The 12,183-nt window shown below is 67.6% G+C and carries 11 protein-coding genes; 5 read left to right on the forward strand and 6 right to left on the reverse strand.

Features of this window, described 5'->3' with window-relative positions; genetic code table 11:
- The first annotated feature begins 76 nt into the window (after positions 1-76).
- The 4 genes from JMT67_RS10110 (at position 77) to JMT67_RS10125 (ending at position 3,520) form a co-directional block, all read left to right on the forward strand.
- Positions 77-1,192, forward strand: coding sequence for a helix-turn-helix domain-containing protein (locus JMT67_RS10110; protein WP_182713881.1), 1,116 nt, complete (start codon positions 77-79; stop codon positions 1,190-1,192).
- A gap of 49 nt (positions 1,193-1,241) precedes the next feature.
- Positions 1,242-2,390 (forward strand): flavodoxin-dependent (E)-4-hydroxy-3-methylbut-2-enyl-diphosphate synthase, encoded by a 1,149-nt coding sequence (gene ispG / locus JMT67_RS10115; protein ID WP_201463383.1) that lies wholly within the window; start codon positions 1,242-1,244, stop codon positions 2,388-2,390.
- A 129-nt stretch (positions 2,391-2,519) separates the two neighbouring features.
- Positions 2,520-2,990, forward strand: coding sequence for a PEGA domain-containing protein (locus JMT67_RS10120; protein ID WP_233455855.1), 471 nt, complete (start codon positions 2,520-2,522; stop codon positions 2,988-2,990).
- Complete coding sequence (locus JMT67_RS10125; RefSeq protein WP_201463384.1) at positions 2,990-3,520, forward strand: YajG family lipoprotein; 531 nt, start codon at positions 2,990-2,992, stop codon at positions 3,518-3,520. The genes JMT67_RS10120 and JMT67_RS10125 overlap by 1 nt, the downstream gene beginning before the upstream one ends.
- Before the next feature lie 44 nt (positions 3,521-3,564).
- Here JMT67_RS10125 and JMT67_RS10130 read toward each other — a convergent pair whose 3' ends face one another.
- The 3 genes from JMT67_RS10130 to JMT67_RS10140 are packed head-to-tail and all read right to left on the reverse strand — an operon-like array spanning position 3,565 to position 5,535.
- Complete coding sequence (locus tag JMT67_RS10130) at positions 3,565-4,341, reverse strand: sulfite exporter TauE/SafE family protein (RefSeq protein ID WP_201463385.1); 777 nt, start codon at positions 4,339-4,341, stop codon at positions 3,565-3,567.
- Positions 4,342-4,356: 15 nt separating this feature from the next.
- The gene (locus tag JMT67_RS10135; RefSeq protein ID WP_054764262.1) at positions 4,357-4,812 is read right to left on the reverse strand and encodes an RrF2 family transcriptional regulator; all 456 of its coding nucleotides are present in this window, start codon (positions 4,810-4,812) and stop codon (positions 4,357-4,359) included.
- 45 nt (positions 4,813-4,857) lie between these two features.
- Positions 4,858-5,535 (reverse strand): response regulator, encoded by a 678-nt coding sequence (locus JMT67_RS10140; protein WP_201463386.1) that lies wholly within the window; start codon positions 5,533-5,535, stop codon positions 4,858-4,860.
- A gap of 187 nt (positions 5,536-5,722) precedes the next feature.
- Between JMT67_RS10140 and prfA the strand changes: the two genes are divergently transcribed.
- Positions 5,723-6,790 carry a peptide chain release factor 1 gene (gene prfA, locus JMT67_RS10145; protein ID WP_183216599.1) on the forward strand — a complete coding sequence of 356 codons (1,068 nt, stop codon included), beginning with the start codon at positions 5,723-5,725 and terminating at the stop codon, positions 6,788-6,790.
- A gap of 149 nt (positions 6,791-6,939) precedes the next feature.
- Here the strand turns inward: prfA and JMT67_RS10150 are convergent, their stop codons facing one another.
- From JMT67_RS10150 to JMT67_RS10160, 3 genes are all read right to left on the reverse strand, one after another.
- The gene (locus JMT67_RS10150) at positions 6,940-7,284 is read right to left on the reverse strand and encodes a hypothetical protein (protein WP_201463387.1); all 345 of its coding nucleotides are present in this window, start codon (positions 7,282-7,284) and stop codon (positions 6,940-6,942) included.
- Positions 7,285-7,509: 225 nt separating this feature from the next.
- A complete protein-coding gene (odhB, locus tag JMT67_RS10155) occupies positions 7,510-9,018 on the reverse strand; it encodes a 2-oxoglutarate dehydrogenase complex dihydrolipoyllysine-residue succinyltransferase (RefSeq protein WP_201463388.1) in 1,509 nt (502 codons plus the stop codon).
- A 39-nt stretch (positions 9,019-9,057) separates the two neighbouring features.
- Entirely contained in the window at positions 9,058-12,069 is a 3,012-nt protein-coding gene (locus JMT67_RS10160) for a 2-oxoglutarate dehydrogenase E1 component (RefSeq protein WP_201463389.1), read from the reverse strand.
- Positions 12,070-12,183: the final 114 nt, after the last annotated feature.

The raw sequence follows: 12,183 nt of genomic DNA on the forward strand, positions 1-12,183 counted from the left end.
CGAAGACATGCTACCGGACGGGTCCGTTGCGAGTACGGGGCGGCTCTCTGTCGTTCCGAGTGTGGGGTCAGGCGTCATGGCGCTGGATGCGGGGAACGCCCCCGAAGAGTTCAAGGCTCATCCGGACTGGAAGGACCTCGCGCCCTCCATCACCGAGGCCGCGACTCTGGGCGACGGCCTGCGCCGCGCCCGCGAACAGTCGGGAAAGTCCCTGGCCGATCTCTCCGCCGAAACCAAGGTCCATACCCGCTTCCTGATCGCTCTGGAGCAGAACGACTGGTCGTCCCTGCCCTCGCGCGTCTTCGCCATCGGCTATGTGCGGGGCTATGCGGCGGCCCTGGGGCTGGACGAACAGCTGGCCGTGGAGCGGTTCAAGCGCGAAAGCCCGGACACCTCCGCCCCGTTGAAGGCGCCGATCGGCATCGCCTTTGAGGACGTCAAACGCTATTCGCCGCGGATCATCGGTCTCGTCGCCATAGTGGCCGTCGCCCTGATCGGCTGGAACGTGTTTCAGCGCCTCAACATCCACCAGGAGGTCCGCCCGTCCGACATCGCCGCCGTGCCGGAAAGCTGGCGGCTGGGAGAGGTGCCCGGCCAGGCCGCCCCGATCGCGCTGGGCGCCCCCAGGGCTGCGCCGCCGGACCAGACGACGCCCGCCCTCTATGTCACGCCCGGCCTTGAGGCCCAGCTGACCGGGGTCGATCCGAACGATCCGGCGGTGATCGCGGCGGCCCAGGCGGCGGACGCCGCCCCGGTTCAGAAGGCGTTCAATCCGCGCGGCGCCGTCTACGGCGCCCCGGCCACCGCCTCTCAGGTGGTCATTCAGGCCAAGAAGGCCGGCGCGCTGGTGGTTAGGCTGGGCGGGGGTCAGGCCCTGTTCGCCCGGCAGATGGCGCCGGGAGAGGCCTGGCGCGCCCCCATGGGCGTCAGCGCCACGATCGACGTGTCTGATCCAGCCGCCTTTGACGTCTATCTGAACGGCGAGCATAGCGGCGTCCTGCCCGCCCTTCTGACCCCTTTGACCCAGCTGAACAGCCGCGCCGAACAGGCGGCCCGGCAGGTGGCGGAGGAGCAGGCGCGCCGTCAGGCCCAGCTTCAGGCCGAGCGTTCGGCTCAGCTCCTGCGAACCCAGGACGCCGCACCGACGGGCGAGACGGTCGCCAATCCCGGCGCCGGCGTAACGACGAACTGACCGTTACGCCGGTGGTCGCGGAGCCGCAGAGCGCCTATATGGGCCGGAAATGAGCGACCACACTTCAGAACTCGGCCACGTCCGTCCCTGGCGCCATATCGAACGGCGCAAGAGCCGCCAGATTCGCGTCGGCTCAGTCCTGGTCGGCGGCGACGCCCCGATCAGCGTCCAGTCGATGACCAATACGCCGACGTCCGACGCGGCGGCGACGATCGATCAGATCCGTCAGCTGGAAGAGGCCGGCGCCGACATCGTTCGCGTCTCCTGCCCCGACGTTGAATCGACCCAAGCGTTTCGCACCATCGTCCGCGAGGCCAAGGCTCCCTTGGTCGCCGACATCCATTTCCACTACAAGCGCGGCATCGAGGCGGCCGAGGCGGGCGCCGCCTGCCTGCGCATCAATCCGGGCAATATCGGCAGCCCGGATCGGGTCCGCGACGTCATCCAGGCCGCCCGCGACAACGGCTGCTCCATGCGGATCGGCGTCAACGCCGGTTCTCTGGAGAAGGAGCTGCTCGAGAAGTACGGCGAGCCCTGCCCCGACGCCATGGTCGAGAGCGCCCTGAACCACGCCCGCATCCTGCAGGACAACGACTTCCACGAGTTCAAGATCTCGGTAAAGGCGTCGGACCCCTTCCTGACCGTCGCCGCCTATCAGCAGCTGGCGGACGCCATCGACTGCCCCCTGCACCTGGGCGTGACCGAGGCGGGGCCGCTGCGCACCGGCACGATCAAGTCGTCCATCGGCCTGGGCTCCATGCTGTGGGCGGGGATCGGCGACACCATCCGCGTCTCCCTGGCCGCCGATCCGGTCGAGGAGATCAAGGTCGGTTTCGACATTCTGAAGTCGCTGGGCCTGCGTCACCGGGGCGTCAACATCATCGCCTGCCCGTCCTGCGCGCGTCAGGGCTTCAACGTCATCGAGACGGTCGGCCTGCTGGAAGAAAAGCTGGCCCATATCTCGACGCCGATGAGCCTGTCGGTCATCGGCTGCGTCGTGAACGGCCCGGGCGAGGCCCTCTATACCGACATCGGCTTCACCGGCGGCGGCAAGGGCGCGGGCATGGTCTATCTGAACGGCAAGATCGCCCACAAACAGGCCAATGAGGGCATGATCGACCATATCGTCGAGCTGGTGGAACAAAAGGCCGCCGAGCTGGAGGCGGCGCGGGCGGCGGAGCTTCAGGCGGCTGAATAGGTCGCGCGCCCTCCAGTTGTGTCATTTTGGATAAATTTGACGCCGCTTGATTGACGGCTCGCATCCCAAGTGCAACCTAGGCCGTAAGTCCGCCTGGGGAGGGCGGGCTGCAATCCATTGAGGGGCTTCATGAAATTCCGTAATCCCGCGCACATGGGCGTGCGTGCGCTCGCGCTTGTCGGCGTGGCGCTGTCTTTGCCGGCCTGCGCTACCGTGACGCGCGGCTCGAGCCAACAATTCACCGTCCAAAGCACGCCGCCCGGCGCGCAGGTCAGCACCTCGAACGGCTTCGAATGCCAGGCCACGCCCTGCACCTTCCGCATGCCGCGCAAGGATGCATTCCGCATCACCGTGTCCAAGGACGGCTATGTTTCGCAGACCCATGACATCACCAGCAGCGTGTCAGGCGCCGGCGGCACGGCCATGGCGGGCAACATCCTGGTCGGTGGCCTGATCGGCGGGGCGATCGACGCCACCTCGGGCGCCATGAATGATCTGAAGCCCAATCCGCTGATCGTCACCCTGCGCACCCCGGCCGAAGAAGCGGCCGCGCGCGCCGCCGCGCCCGCCGCGGGCGCCCAGGCGGCGACCCAACAATGATGTTGCGTCGTCTCGCCATGGCCGGCTGCGCGGCCGGGCTTTTAGGCCTAGCCGCCTGCGCCAGTCCGTCCAACCCCGCCATGATGACCCTGCCGGCCACCGCCGGCCTGACCGCCTCTTCAGGCGATCTGGGCTATCGCTCGGTGACGACCGTGACCGTTTCCGGCGGTCAGGCCACCAATCCGATGTGGACGTCCGAAGTCTCCAACGCCGACTTCAAGACGGCGCTGGAAAACTCCCTGGCCGCCGCCGGCTATATGGGAAGCGAAGGGCCGGCCATGACGGTCGCGGCCTCTCTGATCGACCTGAAGCAGCCCCTGGCGGGCTTCGACATGTCGGTGACGAGCCAGGTCCGCTACACGGTGTCCCAGGCCGACCGCACCGTCTTCGATGAAACGGTGGCCGCCACCGGGACGGCGACCATGGGCCAGGCCTTCATGGGGGTCGAACGTCTGCGGATGGCGAACGAGGCGTCCATTCGGGAAAACATCAAGGCCTTCCTGACCCGCTTCCGCGCCCGCGCGCATTAAGCCGCCTTTCGGCGACGGCGGCCCGCCGCCGTCGCCGCTTCGCCTCAGATGACCTTGAACAGCCTCAGCGCCTGATAGCCCGCCGAAAGCAGCACCACCGCCCCGACCCCGTAGGTCAGCACCCGACGCGGCGCGATCCGGGCGATGACGCCGGCGAAGGGCGCGGCGATCAGCCCGCCCAGGATCAGGCCCAGCACCGCCATGGCGTGGGTGGCCACGCCCTCGGCCTGGTCCCAGTGGCCGGTCAGCAGCGCCGCCAGGAAGGTGGCGGAGATGGCGGAGGTGACGAAGAACTCGGCCGTATTGGTGGTGCCGATCGAGGCGCGCGGGTCCTGGCCCGATCCCACCAGGGTCGTCGTGACCGTCGGCCCCCAGCCGCCGCCGCCGACGGCGTCGAAGAAGCCCCCGACCACCCCCAGGGGACCGGCCAGTTTCAACGGAAACAGTCGCGCGCGCGTCTGGCGGGTGGCGCGCCAGATGATCACACCGCCCATGATCGCCAGATAGGCAGTGATCCAGGGCTTGATCAGGTCGCCGTCGATGCTGGTGAGGACGAAGGCGCCCAGGCCGCCGCCAACCACCCCACCCAGGGCCAGGGGGGCGAACAGCTTCCAGTTCACATTCTTGTTCACCGTGTGCGACCCCGCAGACGCAGCCGTGGTGAAGACTTCCGCGGCGTGAACGCTGGCCGAGGCCGTCGCGGGCGGCACGCCGAATGAAAGCAGGACGGTGGAGGAGATCACCCCATAGGCCATGCCCAGGGCGCCGTCGACGACCTGGGCCAAGAACCCGACGCACAGAAACAGCAGGAAGTCTTGCATGGCCCCTCCAGAGGGTCACGAGGTTGGGGCTTTATCTCCTACTGGGTCAATAGGAGAAAACTTCGCAGCGGCTTGCAGAAGGGTTCGCGTCTCGAAAACGGCGGCGACGGCGTCGCGCCCGTCCTGCAGCACCGGGCGAAGCGGACAGGTGTCCAGGTCGGGACAGGTTTCACAAGGCCCGAAGGCGGTGCGGGATGCGCAGGGCGCGAGCGCCAGAGGGCCTTCCAGCGCTCGGATCACATCGGCGAAACTGATGCGGTCGGCCGGCGCGGCCAGGGCGTAGCCGCCGGTCCTCCCGCGTTTGGACACGAGCAGATGCCGCCGACGCAGGTCCAGCAATATGGCTTCCAGGAACTTTCGCGGCGCCGCGGCGGCCTCGGCGATCTCGCCGATGGTGGCGGGGCCCCCGCCCGGCAGGCCGGCGAGATGCACCATGGCGCGAAGGGCGTAGCGGGATCGGTTCGACAGCATGCCGTCTGATCGCCCGCCCACCGGCCGGACGCAAGCGCCTCGCCGTCAGCCCTCGCGTCGCCTACCGGCCAGGGCCGCCAGAATCTGCGCCCCCGTATAGGGTTTAAACACGACAGTCTCGGCCGGATCGGCGCGGCGGACCGCCTCGACGTCACCCGACGTCAGCACCACCCGCATGTCCCAGCGTCGTTTCAATCGCTCCGCCAGTCCCCTTCCCGTCGCCCCGTCCGACAGATTGACGTCCAACAGGGCGGCGTCGATGGCGTGCAGCGCCGCGGCCGCCTCAGCCGGCGCCGCGCTGTGGAACGGCCCGACCACCCTGTGCCCGGCCTCGGTCAAAAGCTCGGTCAAGGCGGCTGCGGCGTCTGGATCGTCTTCAACGACCAGCACCGTCAGGGGGCCTGTTTCGACGGGAGCGGGGGTCTGGGCCGGCGCTGGGGCTGGTTCGGCGACCGGTTGGTCCGACGCCCGCCCCACCGTCCGACTGATGACGGCGCGCAGATCGCGCCAGACCATGGCGGCGGTACGGTCGACGGCCAGGCCGTATCGAACCGCCAGGGCGTCCAGTTCACGCCTGCGGCTCGGCGACAGATCGCCCCCTCGCTCCGCCAGGCGCCGGTCGTAGAGGCGGCAGAGCTCCTCCACGTCATGATCGACCGGCGGTTTCGCCGACCGGATGGGGTAGGGGGTTTCAGAAGCGCGATGGGGCAGGCGGTCGAACATGGCGTCCTTCTCACAGCGTCAGCGACTCCACGGCCAGCTAAACCCGGACCATGACGTTCGCCACCGCGGCTGACGCCATCGTTATCAAAGTTCACGAACCCGGCGCCGGGCGGCGTTGCGATGATCGACATCGCCCCCCCAGGCGGGCTAAGGACGGCCCCTCTCATTGTCCCAGGATGGTTCCGCCTTGCGTCTGCCCCAGGCCCGTCTCGATCAGGTGCTCGACCGTTTCCACGAGGTGGAGGCCCGGATGGGCGCGGCGACCGACGGGGCCGAGATCGTCCGCCTGTCCAAGGAACACGCCGAGCTGAAGCCCGTCGCCGACGCGGTCCAGGGCCTGGCCCGGCTCCGCGCCGAAATGGCCGATCTGGAGGTGATGGCGTCCGACCCCGAAATGGCCGCCATGGCCCAGGAGGAGCTGCGCGACCTGACCGACCGCCTGCCGCAGTTGGAGCGCGACGTGGCCCTGCTGCTGGCCCCGCGCGACGCCGATGAAAACGCCTCGGCCGTGCTGGAGGTCCGCGCCGGCACCGGCGGAGACGAGGCGGCCCTGTTCGCCGGCGACCTGTTCCGCATGTATTCGCGCTATGCCTCCACCCGGGGCTGGCGGGTCGAGGTCGACAGCGTCTCCGAAGGCGACGCCGGCGGCTACAAGGAAATCGTCGCCACCGTCACCGGCGAGGGCGTGTTCGGCCGGCTGAAGTTCGAGAGCGGCGTCCACCGGGTCCAGCGCGTGCCGACCACCGAGGCCGGCGGCCGCATCCACACCTCAGCCGCCACCGTCGCCGTCCTGCCCGAGGTCGAGGACGTCGAGATCGAGATCCGCGACCAGGACATCCGCATCGACACCTTCCGCAGCTCGGGCGCGGGGGGTCAGCACGTCAACAAGACCGACTCGGCCGTGCGGATCACCCACCTGCCGACCGGCATCGTCGTCACCTCGTCCGAAAAGTCCCAGCACGTGAACCGGGACAAGGCGATGAAGAACCTGCGGGTCCGCCTGTACGACATGCAGCGCCAGGCCAAGGATCTGGCCCGCGCCGACTCGCGCAAGTCCCAGGTGGGGTCTGGCGACCGGTCCGAACGGATCCGCACCTACAACTTCCCGCAAGGGCGGGTGACCGACCACCGCATCGGCCTGACCCTGCACAGCCTGCCCCAGGTGTTGGAGGGCGACATCGACCCCCTGCTGGACGCCCTGATCGCCGAGGACCAGGCCGCCCGCCTTGCGGACCTGGAGGCCGAGTTCGGCTAGGCCTGGTTTTCGCCTGGGTCCGCGTCGTCCACGCCTCCCCTGGGCGCGGGATCGGGCTCGGTTTCTTTAACGATGATCGGGTGCGACCCTGCCGGGACCTTGCCGCCCTTGCCAAATTGTCGTCGCAGCCACGTCCAGGCCGCCCCTATTCAGCCCAGCACGCCGACCGTCGGGAGCCAAAGGACGATCCCGGTGGCGGCGGTGTAGCCGGTAAAGGCGTAGACTGACTGGCGGCGTCCGCTGACGGCCTCAGGCTCCCCGATACGAGAGACATGATCGGTCCAGAGCAGATACAGCGCCTGGACCGTCCATCCCGCCATGAAGGCGACGACAGCCCAGCCGCTGAGGGCCGCCAGGGCCGCGCCAGAAAGCATGACCAGTACGCCGGCCAGAACGATCACGCCATCGCCGAACTGCTCGGCGACGGGAATGGCGACCAGGCCCGACAAGGCCCTTTGCAGACGCCAGTTGAGCCAGGCCTGATACAGAAGCATCAGACCGCCCAAGACGTAGAACACCCCTATCGCGCGCGCCGCCCATTCCATGGCGAGAATAGGGCGCGCCTTTTGGGCGGTTTGTCAGTGCGGAAGAACCCGTAGTCACGCAATGACTCCACCTCTGACGTCGCCAAGACACAAACGTCGATATTCGACACTACGGGCTCGGCCCGACATCAGGCCCAACAAAAAAGGCGGCGAAATCGCCGCCTTTTCAGTTTCTTACAGGTCCAGCAGGGCCCGCTGCGGGTCTTCCAGCAGCTCCTTGATCCGCACCAGGAAGGTCACGGCCTCCTTGCCGTCGACGATGCGGTGGTCATAGCTGAGGGCCAGATACATCATCGGCCGGATCTTGACCTCGCCGTTGATGGCCATCGGACGCTGGACGATGTTGTGCATGCCCAGGATGCCGGACTGGGGCGCGTTCAGGATCGGCGTCGACATCAGCGACCCATAGGTGCCGCCGTTGGTGATGGTGAAGGTGCCGCCCTGCAGCTGGTCCATGGTCAGGGCGCCGTCGCGGGCGGCCTTGCCCAGGGCGCCGATGCCCTTTTCGATACCGGCCAGGCTCAGGGTGTCGGCGTCGCGCAGCACCGGAACCACCAGACCCTTGTCGGTGCCGACAGCGACGCCGATGTCATAGTGGTTCTTGTAGATGATGTCCGTGCCGTCGATCTCGGCGTTGACCGCCGGGATTTCCTGAAGCGCGGCGACCACCGCCTTGGTGAAGAAGGACATGAAGCCCAGCTTCACCCCGTGGCGCTTTTCGAACACCTCTTTGTACTGGGCGCGCAGGGCCATGACATTGGTCATGTCCACCTCGTTGAAGGTGGTCAGCTGGGCGGCCGTGTTCTGGGATTCCTTCAGGCGACGGGCGATGGTCTGACGCAAGCGCGTCATCTTCACCCGCTCCTCGCGCGGGGCCAGGGCGCGCGGGGCGGCAGGTGCGGCGGCCGGCGCCGGCGCGGCCGCAACGGCCCCGATCGCGGCGATGGCGTCGCCCTTGGTGATATTGCCCTTGGGCCCCGTGGCGGCGATGGCCCTCGGGTCCAGGTTGTTCTCGGCGACCACGCGCTGGACGGCGGGCGACAGGGTCTCGTTCTTAGATACCTGGGCAGAGCCGGTGCTGGCCGGGGCCGCAGCCGGAGCGGCGGCCGGCGCAGCCGCAGCGGCGGCGCCCGAGGCGGCAATTGAACCGATCTTCTGGCCCGGGGTGACGGTCGAACCTTCGTCCGCGGCGATGGTCAGGACGCCGTCGGCCGGGGCCGAAACCTCGACCGCGACCTTGTCGGTCTCGATCTCGACCAGCAGTTCATCCTTCTTGACCGCCTCGCCGCTCTTCTTGAGCCACTTGCCCATCGAGCCCTCGGCGACGCTTTCGCCCATCACCGGCACGGTGATGTCGATGCTGGAAGCGGCGGCGGCGGGAGCCGCCGCCTTGGGCTCGCCCTTGGCGGCCTTGGCGGGAGCAGCGGCCGGGGCGGCGGCGGCCGCGCCGCCTTCGGTCACCGAACCCAGGACCGTGCCGGGCGCCACGGTGTCGCCCTCGGCGGCGTTGATGGCGCCCAGGACGCCGTCGGCCGGAGCCACGACCTCCAGAGAGACCTTGTCTGTCTCCAGTTCGACGAGCAGTTCGTCTTTCTTGACCGCGTCGCCGACCTTCTTGGTCCATTTCGCGATGGTGGCTTCGGTGACGGATTCACCGAGGGCGGGGGTCAGGATGTCGGCCATGTCGGGTCCAGCTGTCTCTAGGTCTGTCTTAAACGCTTATCAGGCGAAGGCTTCGTTGGTGAAGGCCTCGAGCTCCTTCAGGTGCCGGCTCATCAGGCCGGCGGCCGTGGAGGCCGAGCCGGGCCGTCCGACGTAGCGGGCGCGCTTGGCCGCGACGTCCAGCTTGTCCAGCGTCAGCTCCAGCCACGGATCGACGAAGGTCCAGCCGCCCATGTTCTTCGGCTCTTCCTGGCACCAGACCAGTTCGGCCTTCGGGAAGCGGGCCAGTTCCTTGCGCAGCGACTGGATCGGCCACGGATAGAACTGTTCCAGACGCAGGATGTAGACGTCGTCCACCGCCTGGCCTTCCTTCATCTTCTTCTCGCGCACGTCCAGCAGGTCGTAATAGACCTTGCCCGAGCACAGGATCACGCGGCGGATGTCCTTGTCCGCCTTGATCTTGATCCCGGCGACGTCCGGACGGGTCTGGGCGTCGTCGTGCAGCACGCGGTGGAAGGACGAACCCTCGGCCAGGTCGCGCAGCGGCGAGACCGCCTTCTTGTGACGCAATAGCGACTTGGGCGTCATCAGGATCAGCGGCTTGCGGAACGGCCGGTGCATCTGGCGACGCAGGATGTGGAAATAGTTGGCCGGGGTCGTGCAGTTGGCGACCTGGATATTGTCCTCGGCGCAGGCCTGGAGGAAGCGTTCCAGGCGGGCGGAGGAGTGTTCCGGTCCCTGACCTTCATAGCCGTGCGGCAGCAGCATGGTCAGGCCGCTCATCCGCAGCCACTTGCGTTCCCCGGAGGTGATGAACTGGTCGATCACCACCTGGGCGCCGTTCACGAAGTCGCCGAACTGGCCTTCCCACAGCACCAGGGTGTTCGGGTCGGCCAGGGAATAGCCGTACTCGAAGCCCAGCACCGCCTCTTCCGACAGGGCCGAGTCGATGACCTCGAAATTGGCCTGGCCTTCGCGCAGATTGTTCAGCGGCATGTACCGCTCTTCGGTCGTCTGGTCGATGATGCCCGAGTGGCGCTGGGAGAAGGTGCCGCGCACCGAATCCTGGCCGGACAGGCGCACGGGGAAGCCCTCGTCCACCAGTGAGGCGAAGGCCAGGCTCTCGGCCGTGGCCCAGTCCAGGCCCTCGCCGGTCGAGACCGCCTCGCGGCGAGCCTCGATGACCCGCTTCAGCGTCTTGTGCATGTCGACGCTGTTGGGAATGGTGGTCAGGCGCGCGCCCAGGTCCTGGAGCTTGGCCAGGGGCACCGCCGTATCGCCGCGCAGCTCTTCCTTGGCGGCGCCCATGCCCTTCCACTGGCCGTCCAGCCAGTCGGCCTTGTCCGCCTTGAAGGTCTTGCCCGCCTCGAACTGTTCGTCGAGGAATTTCTCGAACCGCTCGATCTCGGCGTCGACCTCGGCCTGGGAAATCACGCCCTCTGCGATCAGGCGCTGCGAATAGAGTTCGCGCGTCGAGGGCTGGGCGCGGATCTTCGAATACATCAGCGGCTGGGTGAAGGTCGGGTCGTCGCCTTCGTTGTGGCCGAAGCGGCGGTAGCAGAACATGTCCACCACCGCGTCCTTGTGGAACTTCTGACGATACTCCGTCGCCACCTTGGCGGCGAAGACGACCGCTTCCGGATCGTCGCCGTTCACGTGGAAGATCGGCGCCTGGACCATCAGGGCGACGTCCGACGGATAGGGCGACGAGCGCGAGTTCCGCGGGCTGGTGGTGAAGCCGATCTGGTTGTTGATGACGAAATGCAGGGTGCCGCCGGTGCGGTAACCCTTCAGCCCCATCAGGGCGAAACATTCGGCCACCACGCCCTGGCCGGCGAAGGCGGCGTCGCCGTGGATCAGCAGGGGCACGACCTTGGAACGGTCCAGCGCCCATTCGGCCTCGGGCTTGCCGGCGTTGGCCTCGCGGATGTCGAAGGCCTGTTTGGCGCGCGCCTTGCCCAGAACGACCGGGTTGACGATTTCGAGGTGCGACGGGTTGGCGGTCAGCGACAGGTGGACGTGGTTGCCGTCGAACTCTCGGTTCGAAGAGGCGCCCATGTGATATTTGACGTCGCCGGAGCCTTCGATGTCGCTGGGCACGGCCGAGCCGCCCTGGAACTCGTGGAAGATGACCTTGTAGGGCTTGCCCATGACGGCGGCCAGCACGTTCAGGCGGCCGCGGTGGGCCATGCCCAGCACCACCTCGTCGACGCCCAGATTGCCGCCGCGCTTGATCACCTGCTCCAGGGCCGGGACCATGGCCTCGCCGCCGTCCAGGCCGAACCGCTTAGTGCCGGGGAAACGCTTGTGCAGGAAGCGCTCGAAGCCCTCGGCCTCGATCAGCTTGTTCAGGATGGCCAGCTTGCCTTCCTTGGTGAAGGCGTTCTGCTCGAACTTGTCCGGCCCCTCGAACCGCTGCTGAAGCCAGGCCTTCTCCTCCGGCTCAGCGATATGCATGTACTGGATGCCGATATTGCCGCAGTAGGTGCGCTTCAGAATGTCCAGCACCTGGCGGATGGTGCCGGTCTGCAGGCCCAGGACGCCGTCCAGGAAGATCGGCCGATCCAGGTCGGCGCCGCTGAAGCCGTAGAATTCCGGCGTCAATTCAGGGTTTTCGACGGGCTGTTCGATGCCCAGCGGGTCCAGATTGGCCTGGAGGTGGCCGCGCACGCGATAGCTGCGGATCAGCATCAGGGCGCGGATGGAATCGTGGGCGGCGGCGCGGATCGCCTCGGGCGAGGCCTCGGCCGGCGCGGCTTTGGAGGCTGCGGGCGCCGGGGCGCCGGGCTTCTTGGAATCAGGCTTGGGCGCCGGCCAGCGGCCGTCGAATACGGCGGTCGCCTCGGTCGGCTCGGCGACGGCGGCGCGGCCCCAGCCGCCGGCCTCGGCCGAGGCCTTCACGGCGGCGGCGTTGTCGCGCAGTTGATCGAAGAAAGCCTTCCATTCCGCCGAGACCGAGCCGGGATCATTGGCCCATTTCTCGTGCAGCTCCTCGATATAGGCCGCGTTCGACCCGTAGAGGAAGGAGGTCTCGGCAAAGACCTGGTTCAGCCGACCCGCATCGTCCGCCATTGTTCTCGTCTATTCCCTGGCCCCTGCGGACACATCTCCGTGAGGGGCGCGCCCGTCATATAGGCCCGCTTTCCTTATGGGTCATGACCGAAACGGGGCAATTCGGTGAGAAAT

Source organism: Brevundimonas aurantiaca, from assembly GCF_904830995.1.
GTDB classification, from domain to species: Bacteria; Pseudomonadota; Alphaproteobacteria; order Caulobacterales; family Caulobacteraceae; genus Brevundimonas; species Brevundimonas aurantiaca.